This is a genomic window from Tsukamurella sp. 8F (assembly GCF_029167375.1).
Taxonomy (GTDB): domain Bacteria; phylum Actinomycetota; class Actinomycetes; order Mycobacteriales; family Mycobacteriaceae; genus Tsukamurella.
Genome location: NZ_JARFTP010000012.1, coordinates 107,521 through 134,382 on the forward strand (window position 1 = coordinate 107,521; position 26,862 = coordinate 134,382).

The 26,862-nt window shown below is 69.3% G+C and carries 29 protein-coding genes; 11 read left to right on the plus strand and 18 right to left on the minus strand.

Annotated elements, in window-relative coordinates; all coding sequences use genetic code 11:
- Positions 1-50: 50 nt before the first annotated feature.
- On the plus strand, positions 51-785 hold the full coding sequence (locus P0W64_RS11680; protein ID WP_275480284.1) for a VOC family protein: 735 nt from the start codon (positions 51-53) through the stop codon (positions 783-785).
- A 234-nt stretch (positions 786-1,019) separates the two neighbouring features.
- Here P0W64_RS11680 and P0W64_RS11685 read toward each other — a convergent pair whose 3' ends face one another.
- The 6 genes from P0W64_RS11685 to P0W64_RS11710 all read right to left on the minus strand — a co-directional run bounded on the left by P0W64_RS11685 (position 1,020) and on the right by P0W64_RS11710 (position 5,913).
- Positions 1,020-1,634, minus strand: a complete 615-nt coding sequence (locus P0W64_RS11685; RefSeq protein WP_275480285.1) for a methylated-DNA--[protein]-cysteine S-methyltransferase — start codon at positions 1,632-1,634, stop codon at positions 1,020-1,022.
- Between the two features lie 13 nt (positions 1,635-1,647).
- Positions 1,648-2,118, minus strand: coding sequence for a sigma-70 family RNA polymerase sigma factor (locus P0W64_RS11690; protein ID WP_275480286.1), 471 nt, complete (start codon positions 2,116-2,118; stop codon positions 1,648-1,650).
- Complete coding sequence (locus P0W64_RS11695) at positions 2,087-2,521, minus strand: hypothetical protein (RefSeq protein WP_275480287.1); 435 nt, start codon at positions 2,519-2,521, stop codon at positions 2,087-2,089. The genes P0W64_RS11690 and P0W64_RS11695 overlap by 32 nt, the downstream gene beginning before the upstream one ends.
- An 80-nt stretch (positions 2,522-2,601) precedes the next feature.
- Positions 2,602-3,777 (minus strand): cytochrome P450, encoded by a 1,176-nt coding sequence (locus P0W64_RS11700; RefSeq protein WP_275480288.1) that lies wholly within the window; start codon positions 3,775-3,777, stop codon positions 2,602-2,604.
- Entirely contained in the window at positions 3,770-5,227 is a 1,458-nt protein-coding gene (locus P0W64_RS11705) for an AarF/ABC1/UbiB kinase family protein (protein WP_275480289.1), read from the minus strand. The genes P0W64_RS11700 and P0W64_RS11705 overlap by 8 nt, the downstream gene beginning before the upstream one ends.
- Positions 5,228-5,334: 107 nt before the next feature.
- The gene (locus P0W64_RS11710) at positions 5,335-5,913 is read right to left on the minus strand and encodes a TetR/AcrR family transcriptional regulator (protein WP_275480290.1); all 579 of its coding nucleotides are present in this window, start codon (positions 5,911-5,913) and stop codon (positions 5,335-5,337) included.
- 89 nt (positions 5,914-6,002) lie between these two features.
- On the opposite strand from P0W64_RS11710, the gene P0W64_RS11715 reads away from it, so the two are divergent.
- Positions 6,003-6,707: an SDR family oxidoreductase gene (locus P0W64_RS11715; RefSeq protein WP_275480291.1), complete on the plus strand. Its 705-nt coding sequence runs from the start codon at positions 6,003-6,005 to the stop codon at positions 6,705-6,707.
- A gap of 22 nt (positions 6,708-6,729) precedes the next feature.
- On the opposite strand, the gene P0W64_RS11720 is transcribed toward P0W64_RS11715, so the two are convergent.
- The 3 genes from P0W64_RS11720 to P0W64_RS11730 are packed head-to-tail and all read right to left on the minus strand — an operon-like array spanning position 6,730 to position 9,255.
- Positions 6,730-7,467 (minus strand): hypothetical protein, encoded by a 738-nt coding sequence (locus P0W64_RS11720; RefSeq protein ID WP_275480292.1) that lies wholly within the window; start codon positions 7,465-7,467, stop codon positions 6,730-6,732.
- Between the two features lie 38 nt (positions 7,468-7,505).
- The gene (locus tag P0W64_RS11725; RefSeq protein ID WP_343232851.1) at positions 7,506-8,696 is read right to left on the minus strand and encodes an aminotransferase class I/II-fold pyridoxal phosphate-dependent enzyme; all 1,191 of its coding nucleotides are present in this window, start codon (positions 8,694-8,696) and stop codon (positions 7,506-7,508) included.
- Positions 8,697-8,706: 10 nt separating this feature from the next.
- Positions 8,707-9,255, minus strand: coding sequence for a TetR/AcrR family transcriptional regulator (locus tag P0W64_RS11730; protein WP_275480293.1), 549 nt, complete (start codon positions 9,253-9,255; stop codon positions 8,707-8,709).
- Between the two features lie 107 nt (positions 9,256-9,362).
- Between P0W64_RS11730 and P0W64_RS11735 the strand changes: the two genes are divergently transcribed.
- On the plus strand, positions 9,363-10,247 hold the full coding sequence (locus P0W64_RS11735; RefSeq protein ID WP_275480294.1) for an oxygenase MpaB family protein: 885 nt from the start codon (positions 9,363-9,365) through the stop codon (positions 10,245-10,247).
- Positions 10,248-10,345: 98 nt separating this feature from the next.
- Here P0W64_RS11735 and rsgA read toward each other — a convergent pair whose 3' ends face one another.
- On the minus strand, positions 10,346-11,359 hold the full coding sequence (rsgA, locus tag P0W64_RS11740) for a ribosome small subunit-dependent GTPase A (RefSeq protein ID WP_275480295.1): 1,014 nt from the start codon (positions 11,357-11,359) through the stop codon (positions 10,346-10,348).
- A complete protein-coding gene (aroA, locus tag P0W64_RS11745) occupies positions 11,335-12,597 on the minus strand; it encodes a 3-phosphoshikimate 1-carboxyvinyltransferase (protein ID WP_275480296.1) in 1,263 nt (420 codons plus the stop codon). Before aroA ends, rsgA begins: the two co-directional genes overlap by 25 nt.
- A gap of 103 nt (positions 12,598-12,700) precedes the next feature.
- On the opposite strand from aroA, the gene P0W64_RS11750 reads away from it, so the two are divergent.
- Together P0W64_RS11750 and soxR are read left to right on the plus strand one after the other, a co-directional pair.
- Complete coding sequence (locus tag P0W64_RS11750; protein ID WP_275480297.1) at positions 12,701-13,609, plus strand: hypothetical protein; 909 nt, start codon at positions 12,701-12,703, stop codon at positions 13,607-13,609.
- Between the two features lie 31 nt (positions 13,610-13,640).
- Positions 13,641-14,099: a redox-sensitive transcriptional activator SoxR gene (gene soxR / locus P0W64_RS11755; RefSeq protein WP_275480298.1), complete on the plus strand. Its 459-nt coding sequence runs from the start codon at positions 13,641-13,643 to the stop codon at positions 14,097-14,099.
- A gap of 7 nt (positions 14,100-14,106) precedes the next feature.
- On the opposite strand, the gene P0W64_RS11760 is transcribed toward soxR, so the two are convergent.
- The 4 genes from P0W64_RS11760 to P0W64_RS11775 all read right to left on the minus strand — a co-directional run bounded on the left by P0W64_RS11760 (position 14,107) and on the right by P0W64_RS11775 (position 17,965).
- Complete coding sequence (locus tag P0W64_RS11760) at positions 14,107-14,481, minus strand: DUF5313 family protein (RefSeq protein ID WP_275480299.1); 375 nt, start codon at positions 14,479-14,481, stop codon at positions 14,107-14,109.
- Positions 14,482-14,550: 69 nt separating this feature from the next.
- The gene (locus P0W64_RS11765; RefSeq protein WP_275480300.1) at positions 14,551-15,897 is read right to left on the minus strand and encodes an aldehyde dehydrogenase family protein; all 1,347 of its coding nucleotides are present in this window, start codon (positions 15,895-15,897) and stop codon (positions 14,551-14,553) included.
- Between the two features lie 110 nt (positions 15,898-16,007).
- A complete protein-coding gene (locus P0W64_RS11770) occupies positions 16,008-17,540 on the minus strand; it encodes a cytosine permease (RefSeq protein ID WP_275480301.1) in 1,533 nt (510 codons plus the stop codon).
- Positions 17,537-17,965 carry a nuclear transport factor 2 family protein gene (locus tag P0W64_RS11775; protein WP_275480302.1) on the minus strand — a complete coding sequence of 143 codons (429 nt, stop codon included), beginning with the start codon at positions 17,963-17,965 and terminating at the stop codon, positions 17,537-17,539. Before P0W64_RS11775 ends, P0W64_RS11770 begins: the two co-directional genes overlap by 4 nt.
- A gap of 244 nt (positions 17,966-18,209) precedes the next feature.
- Here P0W64_RS11775 and P0W64_RS11780 point away from each other — a divergent pair, with 244 nt between their 5' ends.
- Both P0W64_RS11780 and P0W64_RS11785 read left to right on the plus strand, forming a co-directional pair.
- Complete coding sequence (locus tag P0W64_RS11780; RefSeq protein ID WP_275480303.1) at positions 18,210-19,100, plus strand: Lrp/AsnC family transcriptional regulator; 891 nt, start codon at positions 18,210-18,212, stop codon at positions 19,098-19,100.
- 28 nt (positions 19,101-19,128) lie between these two features.
- Positions 19,129-19,923: an SOS response-associated peptidase gene (locus P0W64_RS11785; protein WP_275480304.1), complete on the plus strand. Its 795-nt coding sequence runs from the start codon at positions 19,129-19,131 to the stop codon at positions 19,921-19,923.
- Here P0W64_RS11785 and P0W64_RS11790 read toward each other — a convergent pair.
- A complete protein-coding gene (locus P0W64_RS11790) occupies positions 19,920-22,013 on the minus strand; it encodes an SDR family oxidoreductase (RefSeq protein WP_275480305.1) in 2,094 nt (697 codons plus the stop codon). The genes P0W64_RS11785 and P0W64_RS11790 overlap by 4 nt on opposite strands.
- 23 nt (positions 22,014-22,036) lie before the next feature.
- The gene (locus P0W64_RS11795) at positions 22,037-22,528 is read right to left on the minus strand and encodes an aminoacyl-tRNA deacylase (protein ID WP_275480306.1); all 492 of its coding nucleotides are present in this window, start codon (positions 22,526-22,528) and stop codon (positions 22,037-22,039) included.
- Positions 22,529-22,687: 159 nt separating this feature from the next.
- Between P0W64_RS11795 and P0W64_RS11800 the strand changes: the two genes are divergently transcribed.
- On the plus strand, positions 22,688-23,344 hold the full coding sequence (locus tag P0W64_RS11800) for a sigma-70 family RNA polymerase sigma factor (protein ID WP_275480307.1): 657 nt from the start codon (positions 22,688-22,690) through the stop codon (positions 23,342-23,344).
- Positions 23,341-23,631 carry a mycothiol system anti-sigma-R factor gene (gene rsrA, locus P0W64_RS11805; protein ID WP_275480308.1) on the plus strand — a complete coding sequence of 97 codons (291 nt, stop codon included), beginning with the start codon at positions 23,341-23,343 and terminating at the stop codon, positions 23,629-23,631. The genes P0W64_RS11800 and rsrA overlap by 4 nt, the downstream gene beginning before the upstream one ends.
- A gap of 6 nt (positions 23,632-23,637) precedes the next feature.
- On the opposite strand, the gene P0W64_RS11810 is transcribed toward rsrA, so the two are convergent.
- Entirely contained in the window at positions 23,638-24,474 is an 837-nt protein-coding gene (locus tag P0W64_RS11810) for a helix-turn-helix domain-containing protein (RefSeq protein ID WP_275480309.1), read from the minus strand.
- A gap of 35 nt (positions 24,475-24,509) precedes the next feature.
- On the opposite strand from P0W64_RS11810, the gene P0W64_RS11815 reads away from it, so the two are divergent.
- Positions 24,510-25,073 carry a TIGR03086 family metal-binding protein gene (locus P0W64_RS11815; RefSeq protein WP_275480310.1) on the plus strand — a complete coding sequence of 188 codons (564 nt, stop codon included), beginning with the start codon at positions 24,510-24,512 and terminating at the stop codon, positions 25,071-25,073.
- A gap of 236 nt (positions 25,074-25,309) precedes the next feature.
- Positions 25,310-26,848: a PAS domain-containing sensor histidine kinase gene (locus P0W64_RS11820; RefSeq protein ID WP_275480311.1), complete on the plus strand. Its 1,539-nt coding sequence runs from the start codon at positions 25,310-25,312 to the stop codon at positions 26,846-26,848.
- Positions 26,849-26,862 lie beyond the last annotated feature (14 nt).

The following is a 26,862-nucleotide window of genomic DNA, read 5'->3' on the forward strand; positions in this document are numbered from 1 at the left end:
CGACAACGACCTTCGAGGTTAGGGTGAGCTAACTACGGAGGAGGGTTTTCATGGCGGATCAGGCTGCGTTCGACCATCTCATTCATTGGGTCGATGACCTGGGTGAGGCGATGAAGGCCTACGAGGAGTCGGGGATACCCACTCATGAGGCGCTGACGATGCCGGGGTTCCGCAACGGCGCCTGGGGCGTTGACGACGAGCGGTATGTCGAGCTGGCGACCGTCGATGACTGGGAGGCGGTGAGAGCCTCGAAGTATGCGCAGGGCATCGATATTCTCAAGCCCGCCGTTGAGGCCCTGCAGGGCCCTGGCCTGCTGACTTTCGCTGTCGATGTTCCGGATGCTCGTGCCACGGCCGACCGATTTCGGGCGGCCGGGCGGGAGGTCGAGGTGTTGGACGTGTGGTTCGAAGACAGGGGGGTGGGGTTCGTCGAGGTGTTCGTGCGGGATGCACCGTCGTATTTCCCGTTCTTCATCACCTACGAGCCGCCGCGGGCCGAGCTGGGCCGGATGCGCGCCGAACACAGAGCTGCCGCCGGTATCAGCTCGGAAGGTCGTCCGGACCTTGTTGCATTGCTGATAGGCAGTGCTGATCCCGAGGAAGATGCTCGGAAGCTCGCAGGCTTTGTGGGATGTCCTGTGCGGGGGACTGTTGTCGAGCTTCCCGGGGCTGAGGTGCGGTTCCGGCAAGAAGCGCCGTTGGGGCTGTTCGGGATCGACGTTCGAGGATCGTCGATCGATGGATCGACGACGATCGCCGGCGTCATGGTGAACGAGGAACAATAGGCCTTCCTCGTCATCGGCTCTGCTCGGCAGCGGCGCTTCCGAGGCCGATGAGCAGGTGGAATCCGCCGGTGCCGCTATCGCCGATCGACACCGTCGAGACGGCCATAGATCCTGCTCTGCCGGTGTCCGCCCCAGGTGCCGGGCGTGGTGCTCTGGAACAAATGATCCGTGTGATCCCGAAGCGTGTACATGAGGTTCCCCGGCTATCGGATGTCGGTGTCGTCGTGGCCGTATTCATGCCGCCTCGAGGTGCAGGAGCGCCGACTTGGCATCAGCGCCGCCGACGTAGCCGCCGAGGGTGCCGTCGGCCCGCACGACTCGGTGGCAGGGCACTACGACCGGGATCGGGTTGGTCGCGCACGCGGTGCCGACGGCCCGTACGGCCGCCGGGTTTCCCACGAGCTCGGCTACCTCGCGGTAGCTCAGGGTCTGCCCGTAGCCGATTTCCGGAAGGTGACGCTGCACGAGCTGTCGGAAGCCGTGTGAGAGTGATAGGTCCAGCTCGAGGTCGAAGTCCCTGCGTCGGTGCTCGAAGTACTCGTCCAGCTCGCGGGCGGCGCGATCGAGACGCCGCGGCGCTCGTAGGATCCGAGGACTGATCTTGGCGGCGAGCACCTCCAGGACCCGGTCGTGGTCCTCGCGAGCGAAGGCGACTCGCACCAGGCCCCTGTCCGTGGCGGCGAGCAGCAGCTCACCGAGCGGGGAATCGACGGTGGTGTAGGCGACGTCGAGGAGGCCCTCGGTCTGCGCCTGCGTGATCAGACGGTCGCGGAGTCGAGCGAGCGTATCGGAGCTGACGGGCGCCGAGAGCATGCTGGTGATGTCGGTGTTCGTGGTGGATTCGTTCATGCTGGTTCTCCTTTCAGTGTGCGCCCGGATAGGTTCTTCGTAGGTTCTTCAGTCCGTCTGCTGCGGCGCGTCGCGCGGCTTCGACGGTGCCGCCGAGGATCTCGGCGATCTCTGCATAAGGCAGGTCGGCGGCGTATCGGTAAGCCACCGCCGTGCGCTGCTTGTCGGGTAGGCGCGCTACTGCCGTCCAGACGTCGTCGTCATCGCGGTCGAATCCTTTGCTGGTGGCCGATTCTGGTACTTCGTCGACCGGAGTGGGGCGCCGTTTCGCCGCTCGGATCACGTCGATCGCCTTCCTGCGCGCGATCGTCACCAACCAAGCCTCGACGTTGGCGTCGTCCGGAAGATCCGGATATGCGCGCAGCGCGGCCAGGAAGGTCTCCGACCAGGCGTCCTCGGCGTCGTGCGCGCTGAGCATCGTCCGGCACACCCGCAGTACGGTGGCGGCGTTGTCATCTACCACTTGCTCGAAGGGTACTTCCACTCGAGTAGCACCTCCCTCGGAGTCCGCGGCGCGCACAGCGGGTTCGCACCCACCGGCCGGTCTGCCACGCCATTCGCACCTGGTCCAGATACTCGGCGCTCTCTCCATTGGTGATCGTTTCGCCGCACGCGACTTCACCGACCACTGCCCGGACCGCCCACCGGAAGAAATCGCCGTCAGGTGAGGCCGGTAGGTCGAACCGGCGTCGCTCGTCGGCAAGGTACGTCACGATCTCCAGTATCGCCTCCCGGTGCAGGCGGTCCGTATCGATCGCATCGCTGAAGGTGGCGCTGTCGGGCCGGCGGCGATGGTGGCGGAAGTGCGGTCCCACGAGCGCGCGGCTGGACGCCATGATCGTCAGCGGTCCGAGCGAGGTGTCCGCCGCGGTATGCCTGATGCTCATCTGACTTCTCCTTTCTTCCTGTAGACGCCCGACGGCGGGCTGACGTGAGATCCGCGCGGCCTCCTGTAACGGTGTCGGAGCTACCTGTCGAAGACGACGGGGACGCTCACCGGGCCGCGAACGGCGGGTGTGTCCCGCCAGGCCACGGGGCCGGACAACCGCGGTGCGCGCGCCAGAACGCGCGGCAGCGCATGCTCGAGTTCGAGCCGCGCGAGCGCGGCGCCAAGGCAGAAATGTGCCCCGTGCCCGAACGAGAGTGTAGGTGGCCCTTCACGTTCGGGCAGCAGGGTGTCAGGCTCGACGAACACTGCCGGGTCCCGGTTAGCCGCCGCGATCACGACCAGAACGGCATCGCCCGCGGCGATCGTCACCCCGGCGATCTCATGTTCCTCCTCTGCTGTCCGCGCCACCGCCTGGGCGGGCGCGTCCAGGCGCAGCAACTCGGCGACCAGTCGGGCATCCGATCGTCCGGACGGCGGCCCCGCCGGGACCGGCGCCGCGGAGGACAGCAGGCGGACGATCCCGGCGCCCAATACGTTCGCGGTCGTCTCGTGTCCGGCGACGGCGAGCAGCAGGGCGTTGGCGACCACGTCATCGAGCTCCAGGTCCGGATCCGTCGCGAGATAGCTGAGCAGGTCGTCCCCGGGGTGTGCGCGACGGTCTGCGGCGAGCGGCAGGAACATGCCCGTGAGTGCGGCCGCCGCGGCGGCGCCCGCGGCGATCTCGGCACCGTCGGCGAACGCGCCCAGCGCGCGGATCACGCTGGGGGACAGCTCCTGCAGCGCAGCAGTCGCTCCGTCGTCCAAGTCGAGCCACGCGCCGATCACCGCCAACGGCAGGGGCAGCGCGACGTCGGCGGCGAAGTCGACCTCGGCCCCGGCGGGCAGCGAATCGAGGAGGTCGTCGAGCACGGCGTCGATACCGTCGGTGAGACCCGCGATGAAGCCGGGTGCGAACACGTCACGCAGCGAACCGCGGAGCCGGCGATGTGTCGCACCGTCGGCGAAAAGCATGGTACGGCCAGTGAATTCGACCGCGAGGGGATCGGCTGCGTCGCGAACACCCGGGGCGGCCAGCGGGTCGCTGGTCCACCCGGGTCCGGCCAGCACCTGCCGCGCCTCCGCGTAGCCGAGTACCAGCCACGCCCCGGCGCGCTCGTCCCAGACCACCGGACCTTCCGTACGGCGGGTGGCGTAGAAGGAATAGGGATCTGCGGCGGCCCACGGGAGGCGGGATCCGGATCCGCTGTCAGACATGATGGTCCATTCCGTGCGGCAGGCCACGCGAACGCACCCACGCCTCGTGAGCTCGGCCCACCTCGGACACCGGCGCTGCCACGCCGTCCATATCGTCGAGTGCCGCCCGCGCGTAGAACGTGGCACCGAGGGTTGCGAGCATCGCCCCGATCGACAGGCTGATCCGGGAGAAGAAGACGTAGTCGCGCGGAATGGTCATGCGGCGCACCGGATGGTCGGACGACCGCACGTCGATCAGCGCGCGCACCGTCTGCTCGGACTGGGCCGCGGTGAACGTCGCGGGCTGTGGGCCCATCAGCTCCGTTACCATCGACGCCCACCAGCCGTACGCGTCGTCGACCGAGAGGTCCACGCCGTCCGGGAAGAACCCGGCGGCGGCCATCAGGCCGTGCAGATCCTCCCGGCGACCCTCGACGGTGGCACGCAACAGCGACACCATGCGGTGCCGAACCGGCTCGGAAAGCACCTTCACGCAACCGAAGTCGAGTAGTCCGACGCGGCCGTCGGGACGGAACCGGAAGTTCCCCGGGTGGGGGTCCGCATGGAACAGGTCGGCGTGCCGGTACGAGCCGGTGATCATTCGCGACAGCACCTCGGCCCATACGTTCTTCAGCTCCTGGTCCGCGGTCTGCGCTGCGGCCCAATCCATCCCGTCCAGGTAGGACATGGTCAGGACGCGGTCTCCGCTGGCACCCGGAACCGGCTCGGGCACGACGATGTGCGGGTGCCCGGCGTACAGCTCGGCGAATGCCGCGATGTTCCGGGCTTCGCGCCGGTAGTCCAACTCCTCGCCGATGCGCTCGGCGATCTCGGCGGTCGCGCCACGCAGGTCCGACATCGGCCCGCCCATCAGGCGCAGCGCCGACGACACCAGCTCGGTATTCCGCAGATCGTCGCGTATCGCTTCCGCCACACCGGGATACTGAACCTTGACCGCGACCGAACGACCGTCCGGGAGCGTCGCGCGATGCACCTGCCCGATGGACGCCGCGGCCATGGGCTCGGAGGCGAACTCCGCGAACACTTCGCCGACCGGACGGCCCAGATCGTCCTCGATGACCGAGCGCGCGAGATCGGGGTGCATGGGCGGCGCGTCGGCCTGTAGTCGGGCCAGCGCCCGCTGGTACGGCGAAAGGATCCCGCCGGGTCGATTCGGCCCGCTCGCTCCGCTCCCGGCGCCGGGTCGATTCGGCCCGCTCGCTCCGCTCCCGGCGCCGGTTGCCTCGATGACCGAGAACATCTGCCCCGCCTTCATCATCAGGCCCTTGGAGTGGCCGAGCAGCTCGGCGTACCGCGCGGCGGTCCGCTCGTGATAGCGGTCCACTGCGCCGTCGTCGCCGGCGCGCTCCCGCAGGGCTGCCACGACGCGCCCGCCCGCAGCGCGAGCGGTGAAGCCTGTGAGAGGCATCGTCCGGCGCAGCCGTCCGCGCGGGACGCGACCGTCGGTCATCGGGCCCGCCTCGGTGCGCACCACATGTCCATGAGATCGACCGTAGACCGTGGTGCGGTCCGGCCGTTTCCCGACCACGTGACCGCGCTGCCTGCCTGCTCGGGCGGTCAGGCGGACAGCAGACGTTGGAACGTCGCGATGTCCTGTTCGGTGATCTCGGGCTCGGCGGCCAGGACCCGGTACCAGATGAGGCCGAATACGAGGTCGGCGGCGAATGCACCGTCGAGATGGGTGGGCCAGTCACCACGCTCGGCCGCCCGCGTAGTCAGGGACTCGAAAGCCGCCCGCCGTTTGCAGAGGAAGCCCTCCTGGAACCGCAGGCGGAAGTCGGGGTCCTGCTGCGCCTCGCTCATCAACGAACGGAGGACCTCCGCCACACCCGGTCTCACCAGCAGTTCGGCCGAGTCCCGCAGGAACGCCTCGATGTCCGCGCGGAGCGAACCGTGGTCCGCGACCGAGACGGTCAGATCCGCCTCGAGCGTCAGGGCCTCGAGCAGGACGTCGACCTTGCTCGGCCACCAGCGATACACCGTCTGCTTGCCCGATCCGGCCCGCGCGGCGATCCCCTCGATCGTGAGCGCCTGGTAGCCGACGTCCCGCGTGAGCTCGTATGCGGCGGCGAGGATCGCCAGCCGCGTCTGCTCGCTCCGCTTCCTGCCTCGGGTCTCGGTCGGGGAATCGGTCACCTGGACCACTGTAGTCACATTTCCGAGACGTCGCGGTCCGATTTAGTGCTACATTCAACGAGACGATACGTCTCGAAAAAGGAACAGTCATGGCCACCACGCTCATTGTCGGCGGAACCTCCGGTATCGGACTCGCTGTATCCCAACAGCTCTCGCGCAGCGGAGACGAGGTGCACATCGCCGGTCGCTCACGGAAGAGGCTCGAACGCGCGCTCGCCACCGTCGATGCGCGAGGGCACCTACTGGACGGTTCGGAGAGCGCGGCGGTCGAGGCGCTGGCTCGGAGTATCGCGCCGCTGGATCGCCTCGTGATCACCCTTGCCGGTAGCGGCGGGACCGGGCCTCTCGCAGGCGTGGAGATCGGCGATCTGCGGCGCGCTTTCGATGAGAAGTACTGGCCCACGGTCACGGTGATGCAGGCGGCACTACCGGCGCTCGCCGAACGTGCGTCGGTGACACTGGTCGGCGCCGTGACGGCCCGAGCCGCTATGCCGGGCACGGCCGGGATCGGTTCGCTCAACGCCGCCGTCGAGGGGCTTGTGCAGCCGCTCGCCGCCGAGCTCGCGCCCATCCGTGTGAATGCTGTGTCACCCGGCTACGTCGACACCCCGTGGTGGGACGGATTCCCCGCCGCGCAACGCGACGCGTTCTTCGCACAGGCGGCCGCGGCGCTGCCCACAGGACGTATTGCGACGGCGTCCGATATCGCGGAGGCGATCGTCCTCCTGGCCACCAATCCGAACATCACCGGAACCGTCCTCGTTGCCGACGGCGGTGCACGCCTGACTGCGTGACGGTCGTCGACGTGGTGGGGAGTCAGAGCGGCGCGCGTAGGCCGTCGCGGTCGGCGGTCAGGTCCCCGCAGCTCACCGTCTCCGCGGTGGTCCACGCCGGATCCTGTTGCGACCTGGCGATAACGGTGTCCGACGCCCCAGGTGTCGCAGTGTCGCCGCGCAGATCGATCTCGGTGCGCCGGACCGTCCAGCGCCCGGCCTCGTGTTGCTGCAGGAGGACGACCAGCCGGCGGCCGTGGCCGAGGTCGCTGCAGCCCACACCGTCGCCGGTGTCCCTGCGGTGCCCGCGATCGAACACGAACGGCGCACCGTCCGGCCCTACGACCGGAGTCACGGTACAGCCGGAGACCGTGTAGAGGTACGCCGCGCGGCCCGCATCGACGATGATCTGGTGCCGTCCGTCCTGCTGGGCGTCTACGAGCAGTGCGACGCGCTGGAGCGGGCTCGCACTGTTGATAGCCGCGCGTCCGGTCCCTCGTCCGGTGGTGATCCCGACGCTGAAGTCCGTGATCCACAGCGTGGCCGGGGACCCGTACGCCGCGCCGACATCCCTCCGCGCCGAGCCGGGCGGGGCGCCGGCATCAGCGCATCGGGCGGTCGAGGAAATCGGGCCCGCGGCCGATGCGGCGGACCCGGCGGTGGTCGAGGACGCCGGAGGCGGGGTCGTCCGGCTCGCGGCCGGCGTGCCCGGGCCTTCCGCGACGGGTGTCTGCGAACACGCGCCCAGCAGAACGAAACACACGCCTGCTGCACAGCTCATCAGGGGAGCCGCGCGGCCTATCGGCCGGGTTCCGGGCCTCATGCGGGCCGCCGCTCGCGCAGCGACTCGAGGAGTCGACCCAGACGGAGCAGCCCCTCCGTGAGCTGTTCCCGCGATGCCGCGTACGACAGGCGCACATGGGTTTCCGCGGTGTGCGTACCGAAATCCCTTCCGGGCGTGAGGGCCACGTGCGCGTCCTCGAGTGCGCGACGGCAGAACTCCCACGACCCGAGGCCGGTCCCGGACACGTCGAAGTAGGCGTAGAAGGCACCGTCAGGCTCCGAGGAGACGGGGAGCGAGAGCAGTGACAGCCCGTCCACCACCAGCCTTCGGCGGGCCGCGAACTCGAGTCGCCGGGCCTCGCACACGGCGAGGGTGTCGTCTGTGAAGCACGCGAGTGCGGCGACCTGTGCAGGCGCCGAAGCGCAGATGAAGTAGTTCTGGGCGAGACGCTCGACCACCGGTACCAGTGACTCGGGCAGAACGCACCAGCCCAGGCGCCAGCCCGTCATGCCGAAGTATTTGGAGAAGCTACCGATCACGATCGCGTCGGAGTCCGTCGTCAGGACGCTGCGCGCGGGCCCGGATTCGGTGGGATCGGCGAGATCGAGGTAGATCTCGTCGACGATCCGCCACACGTCCCGCTCGCGGGCGAGCGCGCAGACCGCCTCGAGCTCCGCAGCTGGCATCGACGTACCTGTCGGGTTCGACGGCGTCGCGATCATCACTGCCGCAACGGAATCCGTCCACGCGCCCACGACGGCGGCGCGGTCGAGCTGAAAGCGGGTCGCCGCGCTGGTCGGCACAGCGATCGCGCGGCCGCCGAACGTCTCGATCATCGCGCGATTGCACGGATACGAGGGGTCGGCGAGGATCACGTCGTGACCGGGGTCGACGGTGGCTGCCGTGGCGAGGAGCAGTGCTGCCGACGCGCCGGACGTGACGGCGATGCGTGCCGGATCGATCTGCACACCGTGCCGGTCGTGGTAGAAGCCGGCGATCGCCGAGCGCAGCTCCGTGGATCCGAACGCGGACGTGTAGGGGAGAGGGCGGCCGTCCATGGCTGTCACCATCGCATCCCGAACCGCCTGCGGCGCACCGAAATCAGGCTCTCCCAGACTCAGTTTCACCACGTCGTGCCCGGCCGCCTCGAGCTCGGCGGCGCGCTGTGACACCGCCATCGCGTAGAAGGGTTCGGCGGCCTGTGCGCGCTGTGCGGGTTTCACCATCCCAGTGTCCTCATGCGCCCGCGTTGCCGTCGCGGAGGGTGGCGAACGCCCAGGCCAGGTCGTCGACGGTGCCCATCCCGGCCTCGTAGCCGACGAGCAGCTGCATCGCGACGCACGCCAGCCGCCGCGCGAGCACTCGATCGCCGGAGGAGACCGCGAACGCGTCGGTGAGGGCTTCGATGCGGTCCGCATCCACGGCCCGCTGTACCGCGGCGACGGCGGGATCACTCTCCGCCCACACGCGGATCGCGCGTTCCGTTGCATGCGGCAGGGTCAGGGCCACGTCTGTGAGCGCGTCGAGCCTCGCGGTGTTGTCCGCGATCTGCGAGGTGACACGGATCAGCTCGTCGGACTCGGTCTGCCGCCAGTGCGCGATGAGGTCGCGCTGGAACTCCGGCCAGCTTTCGAAGGCGTGGTAGAAGGATCCGGTCGTGGTTCCCAGGTGTCGGCACACTGTGGCGAGTTTCAGGCCGGGGTAGCCCTGTTCGGCGAGCACCGCCATGCCCGCGTCGAGATAGCGGCGCCGGGCGCCGGTCGACCTGCGGCAAGGCTCTGACATGGCCCCACCCTATCCGTCGCGCGCGCTTCCGGGCCCCGCGCAGAGTGACCTGTTGCACATTTCCATAAGTCGACTTATGCTCGGTTCACAGCAGAGGAGGACCGCACATGTCCCGCACGCGCCGCACCGTCGCGCTCGATCCGGAGGACCACTTCGAGGAGATCTACCGCGACGTAGCTCAGTACGAGTTCCCCTGGGACATCAACCAGGCGCTCAGTTTCGCGCTGTTCCGCACCTACGCGGTGCCGAGCATCGGCCGGCTGCTGTTCGAGACCGGAGAGTTCACAGAGCGGGTGCAGAAGCGCTACGACGACACGGCCCTCCTGCTCGAGGCGCCCTTCACGCATGGGATGGACAGCGCGGCAGGCAAGCAGGCGATCCGGCGCATCAACCAGATGCACCACATGTACGAGATATCGAACGACGACATGCGGTACGTGCTTGCGACTTTCGTCGTGATCCCGGTGCGGTGGATCGAGCGGTACGGCTGGCGCGCGCTCGAGCCCGACGAGGTGGTAGCCGCTGTCCGGTACTACGAGGCATTGGGCCGCCGCATGGGGATTCGCGAGATCCCGCACAGCTATGACGATTTCGCGCTGCTACTGGACGAATACGAGGCCGAGCACTTCGCGTTCGACCGAGGGGGCCGTGCCGTCGCCGATTCGACCCTGCGGCTCTTCGCGACCTTCTATCCGGGCGTGCCCGAGAGCGTTGCCGGCCGCGTGGCCCAGGCGATCATGGACCCGCCGCTGCTCGCTGCGTTCGGCTACGACGATCCCGGCCAACGGCTGCGCCGCCTGGTCGAGTCCGGGCTGCGCGCCCGCGCAGCTCTCGTTCGTCGTCTGCCCGCCCGGCGCAGGCCCAAGACCGTCGACTCGTTGCGTCGGATCCGCAGCTACCCGGGCGGTTCCGAGCTGAGGGAGATGGGCACCTTCGCGCCCGGCTGTCCTGTACACCGCACAGCGGGCCGAGCCGAGCGCGCCGCCGGTTAGCCGCCCCGTACCCACAGGCGTCGGAGTGCTCTGACGGAGTGGGGTGGGGAGCGTGAGCAGATCGTGCTCGCAATCGATCACATGCACAAGGAATCGTTCTAGGCCCAGTCGGGCGTCGAGGCGAGGTCGGCGAGTAGTCCACGGACGGCCTCGGCGCGGCGGTGCGCGGTGCCCGTGAGCCCGTCCAGCGCGCACTCGGGATCGGCGGGCGGCCCGAGATGCGTACAGCCCCTGGGACACTCGTCCACGACTGTCGCGAGATCCTCGAATGCGCCCATGACGTCGTCGGGCTCGATGTGCGCGAGCCCGAAGCTTCGGATCCCGGGCGTATCGATCACCCATCCGCCCGCGGGCAGCCATAGTGCGACCGACTGTGTCGACGTGTGTCGCCCCTTGCCCACGCCCGAAACCTCGGCGGTGGCGCGATTCGCCTCGGGGACGAGCCGATTCACCAGGGTCGACTTGCCGACGCCGGAGTGGCCGATCAGTGCTGTCACGTGCCCAGCGAGCAGTTCACGGGCCTCGTCGATCGGGTCCTGCCGCCCGGCTACGAGGACCTGCAGGTCGAGATCGGCGAAGGCGGCGACGAATTCTTCCGGATCGGCGAGGTCGGATTTGGTGAGGCACAGGATGGGCTCGAGTCCGCCGGCGTAGGCGGCGATGAGGGCGCGCTCTACGAAACCGGTACGCGGCGGTGGGTCGGCCAGCGCGGTGACGATGAGCAGTTGTTCGGCGTTGGCTACGACGATCCGTTCGTACGGGTCGGTGTCGTCGGCGGTGCGGCGTAGCACCGTTCGCCGCTCGTCGACGCGCACGATCCGGGCGAGGGTGCCCGGGGCCCCGGAGAGGTCTCCGACCACGGCGACGCTGTCACCCACCACGATCGGCGTTCTTCCGAGCTCGCGGGCCCGCATGCACACCAGCGGCTGGTCGGGGTCTCCGCCGAGGACGCATCCCCAGCGGCCGCGGTCCACGGAGACGACCATCGCGGTCTGCGCATCGGCGTGGTCGGGGCGATTCTTGGTGCGCGGCCGACTGCCCTTACCCGGGCGCACCCGGACGTCGGTCTCGTCCCAGTCGCGCCGGTTCAGGACGCCACCAGCCGGGCCCACAGGGCAGGGAAGTCGGGCATGGTCTTCGCGGTGGTCGCGATGTCCTCGACCTGTACGCCCGGCACCGTGAGGCCGAGGATCGCGCCGGCGGTCGCCATGCGGTGGTCGGCGTAGCTGTGCCACACGCCGCCGTGCAGGTCTGCGGGCTCGATGTGCAGCCCGTCCTCGGTCTCGGTGCATCGGCCGCCCAGCGCCGTGATCTCCCGAGTCAGGGCCGCGAGCCGGTCCGTCTCGTGCCCGCGCAGGTGCGCGATCCCCCGGAGGTGTGACGGTGACTGTGCCAGGGCCGCGAGGACCGCCACCGTCGGGGTCAGCTCGCCGATGTCCCGGAGATCCCAGTCGACGCCGTCGAGACGGCCGGTACCGCGAGCCGTGAGCGCCCCGTCGGCGTGCCTGACCTCCGCGCCCATCGCGGCCAGGACGTCCGCGAACTGCACACCCGGCTGCGTCGAGTCCGGGTTCCAGCGCGGCACCGTCACGGCGCCGCCGGTGATCGCGGCGGCCGCGAGGAACACCGTCGCGTTGGAGAGGTCCGGCTCCACGATCCACTCCCGGCCCGCGAGCGTGCCGGGCGCGACGCGCCACGTGTTCGCCTCCGACGTGTCCACCTCGGCGCCTGCGGCGCGCAGCATGGCGACCGTCATCTCGATGTGCGGCATCGAGGGGACCGGCTTGCCGTCGTGGTGCACCGTCACACCCCCGGTGAAGCTGGGACCGGACAGCAGCAGCCCCGAGACGAACTGCGAGGACGCCGACGCGTCGATCGTCACCGCGCCGCCGCGGATCGGGCCGGTGCCGTGGACGGTGAACGGCAGCGCGTCGCCGTCGACGTCGGCGCCGAGCCCGCGCAGGGCTTCGAGGACCGTCCCCAGCGGGCGGGTCCGGGCCTGGCCGTCACCGTCGAATTCGACGGTGCCGTGTGCGCCCGCAGCGAGTGGCGGGAGGAAGCGCATGACAGTGCCCGCGAGCCCGCAGTCGACGGTGCCGCCGTGCAACGCGCCGCCGGTCAGGTGAACGGTTGTCGACCCGGGGGTTTCGGCAGAGATACGGATTCCGAGTGATTCCAGGCCCGCCATCATGAGGTCGGTGTCCCGGCTGCGTAGCGCGTTGACCAGGGTGGACGGCGAATCGGACTGTGCCGCAAGAATGTAGGCCCGGTTGGTGATCGACTTGGACCCCGGCAGCGTGACGGTACCGGTCACCGGGTCGTCGACGGTCGGCGCATCCCACAGCTCCACAGCTCACATCCTCGCATATGCGATTCGTGCTACCTTGCTCAGGAAAATGTAAGCCGAAGCACGCCAGAGTTGCTGCTGACGGCGAGTGCGTTGGGAGAGATGGATGAATCGCAAGTCGGTGGCGATCGCCGCCCTGTCCGTTGCGGCCTCTGCCGCCCTGGTTGTCCCGTCGGTCGCCGAGGCCGCGCCCGCAGCACCGTCGGGCCCGGCCGCTCCGTCGGGTGCGGCGGCTCCGTCCGCCGCCGGTTCCGCGTCGGGCACCTCGACCCCGCAGGCTCTGGCGGGCCAGATGGTTCTCGACTACAACAGCCTCCCCGACGGCATGGGCTACAACGGCTCGGTGCTCAGCAATGCCTCGGCCGGGTGGAACTCGGTGTGGGCCAGCCTGAACAACGTCAAGGTCACGCCCGCGGCCTGCAAGCCCGTCTACGCCGGCTTCGCGATCCCCAAGAACACGGACACAGCGCAGACCAACGCGACGTCCAACGCGATCACGTACTCGATCGTCGTCTCCAAGTTCGCTGCCAACCTGGCCGCGCAGAAGGCCGCGCTGCCCAAGTGCGGCCAGTTCACCGTCGTCGCCGGCGCCGTCACCTCCAAGGTGAAGGCGGTGCCCGCAGGCGTCCCGGGCGGCGGCTCCAACAGCTTCGGCGTGGACCTGCAGGTCTCGTCGCAGCGCGGCAACGTCAAGCAGTACACGATCTCCCGCAGCCTCAGCACTGTGGTCGACGGTGTGACCGTGGCCTTGCGCGCCTCACGTTCCACCCGCGATCCGATCACCTTCACCGCGAACGACAACGCGATCACCGAGGCCGTGTTCAATCGCCAGGTATCGCGCGTGAAGAACCCGCCGACCCCGATCGTGGTGCCGACGTCGAGTGCTCCCGCGAAGAAGCTGGCCGCCAAGCCCTCGGCCAAGCCGGGTGCCAAGCCCAGCGCGAGCGCACAGGCGAAGCCGTCGGCCAAGCCCGCCGCTGCGACGACGACCTCCAAGGCCGCGGCGCCGCGATAAACCTTGATATTTGTTCGGGTAGGGTCGGATCGTGGCCCTACCACCTCGGGAGTTCAGCGTCGGACAGCTCGCCGCCCGCAGCGGCGTAGCGGTCTCGGCGCTGCACTTCTACGAGCGCGAGGGGCTGATCTCCTCGCGGCGCACTTCCGGGAACCAGCGCCGCTACACGCGTGACACGTTGCGCCGGGTCGCCTTCATCAGGATCAGTCATCGCGTCGGCATCCCCCTGGCGACGATCCGCACGGCACTCGACACCCTGCCCGACGGCCGCACACCCACCAAGAAGGATTGGGCTCGGCTCTCCCGGTACTGGCACGACGACCTCACGCACCGCATCAACGAGCTCACGCGCCTGCGCGATCACCTCACGGACTGCATCGGTTGCGGCTGCCTGTCCCTGACCGGCTGCATGCTCGCCAACCCCGGCGACCGTCTCGCCGTCGACGGCCCCGGGCCCCAGCGCGTGTTCGATCGCTTCGCGGAGGGCTAGCGGCGGCTCAGTAGCCGTGCCTGCGGACCCAGTTCTCGCGGGCGCGGCGCTCGCGCTCCAGCCGTTGCACCTTCAGGATGTCAGGGTCTATCCCGTTGGAGCGCAGGAGGTGAGCGCGGTAGACGTTGCGCAGTGCTATCTGGAAGTACGCCACGGGGATGGCCAACATGAGGATCATCGCGACGCGTACCAGAGCCGGGCCGGGCAGCAGGATGCACACGATGTAGACCGGCAGGAACATGACGATCCCGCGGGTGAAGTACCGGCGGACGTTGCCGTGTCCCATCACGTCGTGCAGAACCCAGTCGTGCATCGACGCGGGGAGTGGCCGCCCGGCGAGATACCGGACGAACTGCAGCACCGAGGGACGCGGACCGGACACATCTCCAGACTAGGCGCGCATACGACCCGCCGGCCGCGGTGCCTTCAGGATCTGTTCAGGAACATCGCGTCAGCGGACCGTGCGGATGAGCTTCTTGTTGACGAACTCCTCCATGCCGAAACGCCCCAGCTCGCGGCCGAAGCCGGAGCGCTTCACACCGCCGAAGGGCAGCTCCGCGCCCTCCGCGCCGACGCCGTTGACGAACACCATGCCTGCGTCGATACGGTCGGCGACGCGCTGGGCCTGCGCCGCATCGGTCGTGAACACGTACGAGCCCAGGCCGAACGGAGTGTCGTTCGCGATCGCGACAGCCTCGTCCTCCGAGCCTGCGCGGTACACCGTGGCGACCGGGCCGAACAGCTCCTGGCCGTAGGCCGGGTTGTCCTCGGTGAGACCGGTGATGACCGCGGGAGGGTAGTAGGCGCCGCGGCGCCCGCCCATGGAGGCGACAGTGGCCCCGCCCTCTTCGGCGGCCTTGACCTGCGCCTCGAGGGTCTCGGCGGCGCGCACCGAACTGAGCGGTGCGATGCCGTCGCCCGCGGCCAGCAGCTTCGCCGTGAACTTCTCGACGAAAGCGTCGTACAGCTCGTCGGCGACGATGAAGCGCTTGCCCGCGTTGCACGCCTGGCCCGTGTTGTCGAGGCGCGCGGCGGCCGCGGCCGCGACGGTCGCGTCCAGGTCGTCCGACGACAGCAGGATGAACGGGTCCGAGCCGCCCAGCTCGAGGACGCACTTCTTGAGATTGCGACCGGCGACTTCGGCGACTGCCGCGCCCGCACGCTCGGACCCGGTCAGGGACACGGCGGCGACGCGGGGATCGGCGATGATGCCCGCGACCTGGTCGTTGGTGGCACGGATGTCGACGTAGGCGCCCTGCGGGAAACCGGCCTCGAGGAAGAGCAGCGCGAGCAACTCGGCGGACTCGGGGCACTGCGGAGCGTGCTTGAGCAGGATGGTGTTGCCCACCACCAGGTTCGGGCCGGCGAAGCGTGCCACCTGGTAGTAGGGGAAGTTCCACGGCATGATGCCGAGCAGCACGCCGATGGGGAAGCGCCTGACAACCGCGGTGCCCTCGCCCTCGAGCAGGTCGATGCTCTCGTCGGCCAGGAACGCCTCGGCGTTGTCGGCGTAGTAGCCGTAGATCGCGGCGCAGAAGTCGACCTCGCCGAGGGCCTCGTCGCGTGGTTTGCCCATCTCGCGCACGATCACGTCGGCGAGCTGATCGCGGCGCTCGGTGTGCAGTTCGCCCAGGCGGCGCAGCAGGGCGGCGCGCTCGGCCACCGTCGTCGTCCGATGCCACGTGCGGCCGGTCTTCGCCGTGGCGTCGAGTGCGGCCTCGATCTCGGCGTCGGTGGCGGTGGGGTACGTGGCCACGACCTCGCCGGTCGCTGGGTCGGTGACGGCGTACTCGCTCATGGTGCTCTCCTTGGTCACTTGTGGCTCCCCGGAGTCCCACGATAGGTGGTGGGCGTCACGCCGGGGTTAAAACGAACAACATTCATTGAAGGGGTTGCGACCCGGATCCGTCAACGTTCCTCGGTGGTGATCGGGATTTGCGCGGGTGGCCCGACCCGCACCCACCTGGGCCCGTCGGGGCCGTAGGCATCCGATGGTTCGGGGAACGCGGCGAGCAGCGCGGGGTAGAGGATCGCGGCTACGCCGAGTCCGATCGGGATGGACAGGTCTACGCCGCCCGCGAGTCGCCCCAGTGGGCCCACGAACTGGCCCGGCAGGTTCACGAACGTCAGGCTCAGTGCCGCGGGTACGAGCCATCCGACGAGTCCGCGCCAATTCCAGCCGTGGGCGAACCAGTACCGCCCGCCGCGCTGGCGGCGATTGAACACCTGCAGGGCGTCGCTGTCGTACCAGCCGCGCCGGAAGACCCAGCCGAGTGTCATCACGACCATCCAGGGCGCTGTGCAGGCGACGATCAGCGCCGTGAACGTCGAGATCGACTGCACCACATCGAATGCGAAACGTCCGACGAAGATCCCGGCGATGGCCAGCACGCCGATGAACAGCGTGGCCTGTACACGTGAGAACCGCGGGAACACGCTGGAGAAGTCGAGGCCGGTGCCGTACAGCGACGTGGTCCCCGTCGACATCCCGCCGATCAAAGCGATCAGGCAGACGGGTGCGAAGAACCAGCCGGGGGAGACGGTGAGCAGCCCGCCGACGTAATCGCCCTTGGTGATGAAGGCCGGCGCGTTCACGGCGACGACGGTCGCGGTGGCGACGCCGAACACGAAGGGCACGATCGTCGCTGCCTGCGCGGCGAAGGTGGCGATCATCAGACGTGCCTTCGGGGTCTCCCGCGGGATGTAGCGCGCCCAGTCGCCGAGGAAGGCGCCGAACGACACGGGATTCGACATCACCACGAGCACCGACCCCACGAACGCCGGCCAATACCCTGGCGCTCCCGGCGCGAGGGTGCCCGCATATCCCGCGTCGAAGCCGGATCCGAAGGCGAATACGCCGAGGAGGAACAGCACCGTCGCCGCCACGACCGCGACCTTGTTCACCAGCAGCATGAATCGGAAGCCGTAGATGCATACGACGAGCACCAGCACGGCGAATATCCCGTAGGCCACGGCCAGCGTCCCGTCGTTCTGCGGGATCCCTGTCGCCTTGTGTGCGGCTCCCACCAGCACGTCGCCCGACGACCACACCGAGATCGAGAAGAAGGCGAAGGCCGTCAGTAGCGACAGGAACGAGCCTACGACGCGCCCGTGGACTCCCAGATGCGCCGAGCTCGAAACGGCGTTGTTGGTGCCGTTGCGCGGACCGAAGAGCGACATGGGTGACAGGACCGCGGCGCCCAGTACCAGCCCGACGACCGTCGCGATGAGGGCGTCGCGGAAACCGAGGCCGAAGACGATGGGAAAGCTGCCGAGTACGACGGTTGCGAACGTGTTCGCGCCGCCGAAGATCAGCCGGAACAGGTCCAGCGGCCGCGCGGACCGCTCGTCGTCGGGGATCGGTTCGACGCCGTGCGCCTCGACCGTGGCGACCGACGGTGCGTCGCCCGGACCCGGGGTGGACGTCGTGGCGGCGTTCACGAAGCTGCTCCCGCCGCCGTCACGGGCGTTCCCGCTACGGACAGGTGCTCATGGACCGCGAGCGGTCCGGCGTCCGTGCGGACGAACACTATGGTCTCCCGCTCATCCGTGGCCTCGCGCTCGCCGTCGGTCTCCGTCACGGTGTGCACGCGGTGGCTGAACGCTGCCGTGTCGCCGACGACGGTGACCACACGCTCGCTGCTGTCGCACGACACGACCGTCCAGCCGGCGTCGATCCAGCCGGCCCACAGATCCTGGTAGGCGGCGCGCGAGGGGAGCGTGGCGGGCTCGGTGTGGAAGACGAACGTCGCGCCTGGATGGAACGCAGCGAAGTACGCGTCTGTATCGGTCGCGGCGAAGGCCGCGATCAGACGGTCGGCGGCGGCGAGCACGTCCCGTTCGGAGAAGGGCGGATGATCCGGCACGAAGGGCTCCTGACCTGGGGAGGCGATGGGATGGACGAACAGTAGGGCGACCCGCGCCGGTCGGCAACACTTATCGTGCGTATCGGGTCCACCGATATGCAGGAAATGGCGCAGCACTTCGGCCTAAGATGCCGGAAGCGCCGATAATCCGGACGGTCTCCGTAGTATCTGCCGGACGGGCGGGTCTAAACGAATCCGCGCGAATTCTCCTATGAGTGCTGTGCGGGTAGCTATGAGGTGCGCGATGGACGAGATCGATGAGCGACTGGTGGAACTTCTCGCAGCCGACGGGCGTGCCGGTCACCGCCACATCGCCGCCGTCACCGGACTGTCGCGTTCGACTGTCGCGGCGCGCGTGCAGCGACTCATCGACTCGGGCGACGTCGCGGTGCACGGTGTCGTCCATCCGAGTGTGCTGGGCCGAGGCTCCCTCGCCTACGTGCGATTCGTCGTCAGCGGCCCGGCCGCGGCGGTGGCGGAGACCGTGGCCGGGCGCGTGGGCATCACGTTCGTCTCGCTGACGACCGGACCGTACGGAGTCACGGCGGAGCTCCGGGTGGCGTCACCTGCGCAGGTGGATGCCGCCGTGTCCGAGCTGCGCGCGCTGCCCGGAGTCGCGAGGGTGGACACCCTCGTGTACCTGGAGGTCGTGCGCGACGTCATCGGGCCGGTGGGTAGGCCGCCTGCCCCGGTCGACGCGATCGACCTGCACCTCCTGGAATTGCTCGAACGCGACGGCCGAGCGTCGTTCGTGCGCCTGGCGGCCGCCGTGGGTCTGTCGCCCACCGCCGTACGGCGCCGAGTCCTGACGATGATCGACGAGCGTGTCGTCCGCGTCGGTGCGGTGGTCCGTCGAGGCGGCGGTCAGCGCGCGCACACCGTCGGCGTCGGGCTGTGCGTACGCGGAGACTCGGCGCGTGCGGCACGCGACGTGGACGCCGTACCGGGGGTCACCTTCGTCGGCCGCACCCTCGGTACATACGACCTACTCGTGACCGTGCACGGCGCGTCCGCGGGCGCGATTCTCGGGGTCCTCGACGCCCTCCGCGGCCTGCCGGACGTGACCGCCGTCGACAGCTGGTCGCACCTGCGCGTGGTGAAGGAGGGTTACGCGTCACTCGGCGCCGCGCAGTAACAGTCAGGTTGCCGCTACCGTGGGCTGCATGTGCGGACGCTACGCGGTCACGTCGGACCCGGCCCGGATCGCGATGGATCTGGACGCGATCGACGAGACCGTCGACGTGCGTGAGGAACTGGACGTTCCGGGCTACAACGTCGCGCCGACGACACGTGTGGTCGCCCTGGTCTCTCGTCATTCGCGGTCCGAACCGGACGCCCCGGCGCACCGGCGCCTGCGCGCGATGCGGTGGGGGCTCGTCCCCTCCTGGCAGAAGTCACTCAGCGGCCCGCCGCTGTTCAACGCGCGCGCGGAGTCGGCGGGTGCGAAGCCCGCGTTCCGCACGGCGCTCGCCACCAAGCGGGCACTCGTACCGATGGACGGGTGGTACGAGTGGCGCACGCCGGCGGGTACCGGCACGAGCCGGCGCAAACAACCTTTCTTCATGACGCCTCACGCCGGACCCGGGCGCCATGAGGGTGGTCGGCCCCATCTGCTGGTCGCAGGGCTGTGGTCGGTATGGCACGATCCGTCCGTCCCGCCCGGTCCTGACGCCGGTCCCCTCCTGTCCTGCACCGTTCTCACCACGGAATCGGTTGGGGCGCTGCGCGATATCCACGACCGCATGCCGCTCGTCCTGCCCGGCGACGCGGCCGATGCGTGGCTCGACCCCGACGGTCCCGTCGATCCCGAGTTGCTCGCGCCGCCGTCGCCGGATCTGGTGCGTCGCATAGAGATTCGCCCGGTCGGCGATCTAGTGAGCAACGTGCGCAACGACGGTCCCGAACTCCTGCGCCGTGTAGACGATCCGGGCGATTCGGAGCAGCTCTCGCTGATCTAGAAGTTGATGCCCGGGAAGCGGTTCGCGGCCTTGCGCGCGAGTTTCGTCAGCCCGGTCTCCTCGGCCAGCCCCAGCAGCGGATGCGTCATCGCCTGCGCACGGTCGCGAGTCGCGGCCAGCCGGGCGAGGCGGCTGCGCCGGGTCATGCCGTCGAAGCCGGGCTCGTCCTCGTCGTCGATTCCTAGGGCGGCCGCCGACTCGGGGAACAGCAGGTAGCCCTGGTGTTGGGCCGCCGCGGTGAGCCGCGGCGACAGGAACTGGCCGAGTTGGGTGATCGTGCCGAGCGGAGAGTCGATGCGGCGGGGCCGCTCGACGATCGCGCGCAGCACGATGCCCGCCGCCTTCTCGACCCGCAGTGCGGTCACGTTGTCGTAGGCGGTGGTCGGCTCGATCATCCTGGTTCGAGTGAGCGGCATGTGGATGTTCGTGAAGGTCACGTGGTCCGACATCGTCTCGGCCGCGGTGACGTCGCTGAAGGCTTCCAGCGCGGACTTCGACGCGACATACGCCGCGAAACGCGGCCCGCGCACCTGCACGCCGATCGACGACACGTTGACCACATGGCCGGACTTGCGAGCGATCATGTGCGGGAGCAACTCCAGGATGAGGTACACGGCACCGAAGTAGTTCACGGCCATGGTGCGCTGGTAGTCGTGGGCGCGGTCGACGGAATTGATGGTCGCGCGCCGGATCGACCGCCCGGCATTGTTGACCAGCACGTCGACGTGGTCGTGCTCGGCGAGGATCGCGCGCACCGTCTGGCGTACGGCCTCGGGATCCGTGACATCGCACGGGTAGGCCCACACGCGGCCCTTCGGGATGCCGGGGGCCGCCGCTTCCGCCTCGATACCGGAGGCCGCCTCCGCGAGCTCGTCGGGCTTGCGGGCCAGGACGAACACGGTCGCTCCCTGAGCCACGCACTGCTTCGCGGCCTCCCGCCCGATGCCGCTCGAGCCACCCGTGATCAGGACGTGTTTGCCGACCAGTGGCCCGCGGGGGTCGTCGCGGCGGTTGCGGCCGGGGTCCAGGTGCTCCTCCCAGTACCGGAAGAGCGCAGGCCCGTATCGCCGCAGCGGCGGCAGCTCGACCCCGAGCGCGCGCAGCTTCGGCAGCGTGCGCTCGGCCGTGAACGTCGTCTTGAAGAAGGGGTAGTCCAGCACCGACGGCGGGATGCCCAGCTGCCGCGCGGCGGCGTCCCGGAACAGCCTGACCTCGCCGCGTCGGCCCACCCGGGTCGCGAGCTCGCCGATCAGTCCCCCCGGCAGCGCCACCGTCTTCGGGCCGCCGAACGCGGGCGCGACGGCGTTGTACAGCTCGGTCATCGCCTGCGGCTGCGGGTTGAGCAGGTGGAAGACCTCCCCGTGCGCCTCCGGGCCCGTGATGAGCGCGACGAGCGCGGCCGCGACGAAGTCGACGGGCACGATGTTGGTGTACCCGAGGTTCGCGAAGGGCAGCCGCAGCCGGCGCGGCAGCGAACTCATCCAGCTGAGGATCGGGAAGAAGTAGTACGGGCCGTCGACCTTGTCGATCTCGCCGGTCACCGAGTCGCCCACGACTACCGACGGTCGGTACACCTGCCACTTCAGGCCGGGCGTCTCGCGGACGAGCTTCTCCGCCTCGAACTTCGTGCGGTGGTACGCGCTGGGGAAGTCCTGGGCCACGTCGAAGTCACGCTCGCCGAACGTCCCCTCGTACGACCCGGCCACGGCCGCCGACGAGACGTGGTGCAGCGTCGCGCCGTACCGCAGGGCCAGTTCCGCGGCATGCCGGGTGCCGTCGACGTTGGCCGCCCGTTGATGCTCCTCTGGGGCGTCCATGTCGTAGACGGCCGCCAGGTGCACGATGTGGTCGACCCGCTCGGGCAACTCCTCGGGTGCGATGCCCAGCCCCTCCAGCTCGACGTCGCCGGGTACCGGAACGACCTTGGGCGCGGCCGCGGGCCCCAACTCCGCGATCAGCCGTTCGAACCGGCCTAGCGACCCGTCGCGTACCAGCAGGAACACTGTCGCCTCGGGGTCGGCGGCGATGAGGCGCGTGACCACGTTGCGGCCGATGAAACCGGTGCCGCCGGTGACGAGGTACGTGCTCATACCGTCGAACCTACAAACAACCCTCACTCCGCCGCCAGCGGAGCCGTGGTGGCGCCGGTCAGGGTGACGAGGTCGGCGGGCGCGAGTTCGATCTCCAGCCCGCGCCGCCCGGCGGAGCAGAACACCGTGGAGAACTCCCACGCCGAGGCGTCGACCGCGGTCGGCAATCGCCTGCGCTGAGCCAGCGGAGACACGCCGCCGAGCACGTATCCCGTGACGCGTGTGACGTCGGCGGAGCCGGCCATGACGGGCCTGTGCAGGCCCAGCACGGCGCCTGCTGCCTTGAGGGACAGTCTGCCCTGTGCCGGTACCAGGGCCACCCCGAAGCGCGTGCCGTCCGTGATCACCAGTGTCTTGAAGACCGAACCGGGCGCCGCGCCGAGGTGCTGCACGGCCTCGTCCCCGTACGACCGCGCCGACGGGTCGTGGTCGTATGCGTGCACGCGGTACTCCACCCCCGCCTTCGCGAGTGCGGCGAGGGCCGGCGTCGCGACGCGCGGCGGCTTCTTCCCCATACGGCCAGTACACCCGTCGCAGCGAGGCGGAACAAGTCCGGGCCCGACGGTGTTGGACCCGTCCGGATGAGTGAGAACGCCGAACGATTCGACAACAGCGGAAGGAAGGCTATGGGCGCGGGCACCGCGGTACTCGAACGACCGGTAGCCTCATCGGATATGGCCGATGACGACACGACCGGCACCCCGGCTCCCGAGGGAGTCGAGGCGGACCAGGCAGAGGAGACGCCCGCCGAGATGACGGCGCGGTTCGAGGCCGACGCGTTGCCTCTGCTCGACCAGCTGTACGGCGCCGCCCTGCGCATGACGCGCAATCCGGCCGACGCCGAGGACCTGGTCCAGGAGACCTATGTCAAGGCGTACAGCGCCTTCGCGTCCTTCAAGCGCGGCACCAATCTCAAGGCCTGGCTGTACCGCATCCTCACGAACACCTACATCAACGGGTACCGGAAGAAGCAGCGCCAGCCGGCCCAGTACCCGACCGACGAGATCAGCGACTGGCAGCTCGCGGCCACCGCAGAGCACAGCTCGACGGGCTTGCGCTCCGCCGAGATCGAGGCGCTGGACGCGTTGCCGGACGACGAGATCAAGGCCGCACTCGCCGCCTTGCCGGAGGAGTTCCGGATGGCGGTCTACTACGCGGACGTCGAGGGTTTCCCGTACAAGGAGATCGCGGAGATCATGGGCACGCCGATCGGCACTGTGATGTCGCGACTGCACCGGGGCCGCCGACAGCTGCGAGAGCAGCTCGCCGGCGTCGCGCGTGAGCGCGGGTTCATGCGCCGCTCCGGCGCCGAGCAGGAGGTTGCCAAGTGACCGGGACGTATTCGTCGGAGGACCCCGACGAGGAGCTCGACTGTTCCGCCGTCATGGTCGACGTGTGGCTCCTCTTGGACAACGAGTGCGACTCCGACGCCAAGCGCCGCCTGCAGGCCCATATCGACAGCTGCTCCTCCTGCCTCGAGCACTACGGCATCGAAGCGCAGATCAAGTCGCTGGTCGGCCGCAAGTGCGGCGGTGAGCAGGCGCCCGACGGTCTGAAGCAGCGGCTCGCCCTCAAGCTGCAGCAGACCGTGGTCCAGTACCGCATCACCGGCGAGTAGCCCCGGTCAGCGGCGGTGCATGCCGTGCTGCCAGGCCGCGAACTCTGCGGGCGGCATACCTGTCACGGCACGGAAGTGCCGCGTGAACTGCGCCTGGTCCGTGTAGCCCAGATCGGCCGCGATATCGGCCACCGTGCCCGTGCCGCCGGAACGTAGGCGGTGTACGCCGTCGTGCAGGCGCCGCCGCTGGATGAGCCACTTGGGTGGCATTCCGATGCGGCGTCCGCACAACCGCTGGAGGGCCCGCTCGGAGATCCCGAACTCCTCGATCACCTGGGACACCCGGGTCACGTCCGGCCGGGACTCGACGTACTCGACGATCCGATCCGCGAGCGCGCCCTCGGCGTCGACGGAGGCCGCGTCGAACAGCGGCGCGAAGGCGTCCATCGAATATCGGTGCGACGCAGGATCGTTCGGGTCCGAAGACATCGCTGAGCGGATGGTCCCCGCCAGCGCCCGGCCCCGTCGGCCCAGCGTTTCTTCTAAGTCCTCGAAGCGATCCGTCCAGTCGGCGACATCGGCGCCGAGCAGTGGGGCTCCCGCTGACGGCCGCAGCATCGCCCCGACGCCCCACCCTTCTCCGGTGAGTATCGTCGTCGACAGACCACGGGCGGGCCCATAGCACCGGGCGTATGCCGCCGTCACGACGACGAGCACCACGGGATACTGGAGCACACGCTGCGGAGCCTCGTGCCCCTCCGGCACCGACCACACCGGGATCCAGAACCGGCGAACGTGCGATGCGAGCTCCGGCGGCGCGGGGTATCGGTGGATGCGGTGCGTCGTGTCCGCGGGGTCGCGCAGGTGGGCACGGCCGATCGGATCTCTGTCGGGTTTCGACAAGCCGGTGCGTCCTCCCGCTGGATACGGTCCGTTCCATGACTACTACAGCAGACTCGCCGACCGCCCTCGACGCCTTTCGCGCGGCCGAGGCGCCGCTCTCAGAGATCGTCTCCTCCTACACAGAGAAGGACTGGGCCGCCCCATCGCCCTGCGAGGGGTGGTCGGCGCGGGACGTGCTCGCGCACGTGATCGACACGGAGCGGGAGTACTTCGCGGGCCACGGTGCGGCGCTGCCGGCACCGGCCCTCGACGACCCCGCCGCTGCCTGGGGTACGCACGCTGCGCGCGTACGAGAACTACTCGCGGACCCGGCCATCGCAGACCGCGAGTTCGACGGGCACTTCGGGCGCACGACGGTGGGAGCCCTGTTCCGGGCGGTCTACGTTTTCGACGTGGTGGCCCACCGCTGGGATCTCGCACGGGCCGCGGGGCGCGACGAGCGATTCACCGATTCGGAACTCGACACCCTAGAGCACGGCGTGGCCGCGTTCGGGGACGCGCTCTACTCCGACGGGGTGTGCCGGCCCGGCGTCAGTGCACCCGACGGTGCCGACCGTCAGGCCCGGCTGCTCGCCGCACTGGGGCGCGCCGAGGCCTGATCGACGCATAGGAACGGCCCGCCTGCGATCCGATCGCGGGCGGGCCGTCTCGTGCGCACAACGCCCCTGCTCAGGCGTTCGGGCGCTTGCCGTGGTTAGCGGCGTTCTTCTTGCGGCTGCGCTTCTTCCGTCCACGCTTACCCATCGCGATCTCCTTCCTGGCGTATGAGTCCGGCCCGCTATTCTTTCATGGCGCTACGACCTCGGACAAAAATCTCCTCTGGAAGGGCCCGCACATGGCGTCTCTGGCCGACCTGCTGGCGATTCACACGGACCTGCCGGGCCGTGCCGCACGCCGCTTGCAGCGGGTCGCGGGGGAGTGGCAACTGCTCGCCGATCTCTCGTTCGCAGACCTGCGGCTGTGGGTTGCGGGTGACACCGACGGGGCCCCGGATTCGGCCGATCAACTCGTCTGTATCGCGCAGTGCCGCCCCAACACGACCCCGACCGTCTACGACGACGACGGCGTGGGGCTCGCCGTCCCGATCGCATCGGCGAGCCCGGAGCGGAGTGGGGCACGCCGGCCGGGCGGACGTATCGGCACCGTCGTCGAGGCCTTCCGCTCGGGGCATATCCAGCGTTCCGCGGAGCCGGAGTGGCTCGGCAGCATACGGGTGCGTCGCGAGGCGATACCGGTGCGCTGGGACGGTGACGTCGTCGCGGTCCTCACGCGCGACGTGAACGTCACCCAGTCCCGCATCCCGAGTCCCCTCGAGGTCGCCTACTCGGACTGCGCGAATGCGCTGTGCCAGATGGTCTTCGACGGCACCTTCCCCGAGGAGGAGGAACGTCCGACGGGGCAGGCGTCACCGCGCGCGGGCGACGGCTTCATCCGCCTGGACGCCGACGGTGTCGTCGTCTTCGCAAGCCCCAACGCGCAGTCCGCGTACCGCCGGATGGGCTTGGACGCGGCGCTGACCGGTTCGAGACTGGCCGAACTGACCATGGCCGTGGTCGGTGACACCTTCGAGTCGGAGGAACTGGCGCAGGGCCTCGACGCCGCGCTCGGCCAGGGGAGCGGCGCACGCGTCGAGTTGTCCCGGGGTGGCGTCACCGTCGTGTTGCGGGTGCTGGGCCTGCGACCGATGGGGCGCCCCGCGGGAGCCGTCGTCCTGGTGCGGGACGTCACCGAGCTGAAGCGCCGGGACCGAGCCCTGATCTCGAAGGACGCGACGATCCGCGAGATCCACCATCGGGTCAAGAACAATCTGCAGTCGGTATCGGCGCTGCTGCGCCTGCAGGCCCGGCGCACCGGTAATGAGGAGGCGAAGCGGGCGCTCACCGAGTCGGTTCGCCGTGTCGCGTCGATCGCGCTCGTGCACGAGACCCTGTCGATGTCCGTCGACGAGCAGGTCGACGTCGACGACGTTCTCGACCACCTCGTGCCGATCATGAACGACGTGGCAGCACCCGGCGATCCCATTCAGATCGTCCGCCGCGGGGACGTGGGCTACCTCGACGCGGATCGTGCGATGCCACTCGTCATGGTGGTCACCGAACTGATCCAGAATGCGCTGGAGCACGCCTTCGAGCCTGGCGCGCCGGGCACCGTCGAACTGCTGGCGGAGCGGTCCACGCGAACGCTGTCCGTGACGGTCCGGGACGATGGTGCCGGCTTGCCCGCGGAATTCGATCTGCATCATTCGGACCGACTGGGCCTGCAGATCGTGCTCACCCTCGTCGCGTCCGAACTGGGTGGGGAGCTGAACATGGTCGACGGTCCGGAGCGAGGTACGGATGCGATCCTCACCGTCCCCCTGCAGCGTGTCGGCTGACGCGGGCGGGGGGC

What these genes read in the sequence shown, in the direction of transcription:
- P0W64_RS11680 (WP_275480284.1), top strand. Translation starts at nt 51, where the DNA reads ATGGCGGATCAGGCTGCGTTCGACCATCTCATTCATTGGGTCGATGAC.
- P0W64_RS11685 (WP_275480285.1), bottom strand. Translation starts at nt 1,634, where the DNA reads ATGAACGAATCCACCACGAACACCGACATCACCAGCATGCTCTCGGCG.
- P0W64_RS11695 (WP_275480287.1), bottom strand. Translation starts at nt 2,521, where the DNA reads ATGAGCATCAGGCATACCGCGGCGGACACCTCGCTCGGACCGCTGACG.
- P0W64_RS11700 (WP_275480288.1), bottom strand. Translation starts at nt 3,777, where the DNA reads ATGTCTGACAGCGGATCCGGATCCCGCCTCCCGTGGGCCGCCGCAGAT.
- P0W64_RS11705 (WP_275480289.1), bottom strand. Translation starts at nt 5,227, where the DNA reads ATGACCGACGGTCGCGTCCCGCGCGGACGGCTGCGCCGGACGATGCCT.
- P0W64_RS11715 (WP_275480291.1), top strand. Translation starts at nt 6,003, where the DNA reads ATGGCCACCACGCTCATTGTCGGCGGAACCTCCGGTATCGGACTCGCT.
- P0W64_RS11720 (WP_275480292.1), bottom strand. Translation starts at nt 7,467, where the DNA reads ATGAGCTGTGCAGCAGGCGTGTGTTTCGTTCTGCTGGGCGCGTGTTCG.
- P0W64_RS11725 (WP_343232851.1), bottom strand. Translation starts at nt 8,696, where the DNA reads ATGGTGAAACCCGCACAGCGCGCACAGGCCGCCGAACCCTTCTACGCG.
- P0W64_RS11730 (WP_275480293.1), bottom strand. Translation starts at nt 9,255, where the DNA reads ATGTCAGAGCCTTGCCGCAGGTCGACCGGCGCCCGGCGCCGCTATCTC.
- P0W64_RS11735 (WP_275480294.1), top strand. Translation starts at nt 9,363, where the DNA reads ATGTCCCGCACGCGCCGCACCGTCGCGCTCGATCCGGAGGACCACTTC.
- P0W64_RS11750 (WP_275480297.1), top strand. Translation starts at nt 12,701, where the DNA reads ATGAATCGCAAGTCGGTGGCGATCGCCGCCCTGTCCGTTGCGGCCTCT.
- P0W64_RS11765 (WP_275480300.1), bottom strand. Translation starts at nt 15,897, where the DNA reads ATGAGCGAGTACGCCGTCACCGACCCAGCGACCGGCGAGGTCGTGGCC.
- P0W64_RS11780 (WP_275480303.1), top strand. Translation starts at nt 18,210, where the DNA reads ATGGACGAGATCGATGAGCGACTGGTGGAACTTCTCGCAGCCGACGGG.
- P0W64_RS11785 (WP_275480304.1), top strand. Translation starts at nt 19,129, where the DNA reads ATGTGCGGACGCTACGCGGTCACGTCGGACCCGGCCCGGATCGCGATG.
- P0W64_RS11790 (WP_275480305.1), bottom strand. Translation starts at nt 22,013, where the DNA reads ATGAGCACGTACCTCGTCACCGGCGGCACCGGTTTCATCGGCCGCAAC.
- P0W64_RS11795 (WP_275480306.1), bottom strand. Translation starts at nt 22,528, where the DNA reads ATGGGGAAGAAGCCGCCGCGCGTCGCGACGCCGGCCCTCGCCGCACTC.
- P0W64_RS11800 (WP_275480307.1), top strand. Translation starts at nt 22,688, where the DNA reads ATGGCCGATGACGACACGACCGGCACCCCGGCTCCCGAGGGAGTCGAG.
- P0W64_RS11815 (WP_275480310.1), top strand. Translation starts at nt 24,510, where the DNA reads ATGACTACTACAGCAGACTCGCCGACCGCCCTCGACGCCTTTCGCGCG.
- P0W64_RS11820 (WP_275480311.1), top strand. Translation starts at nt 25,310, where the DNA reads ATGGCGTCTCTGGCCGACCTGCTGGCGATTCACACGGACCTGCCGGGC.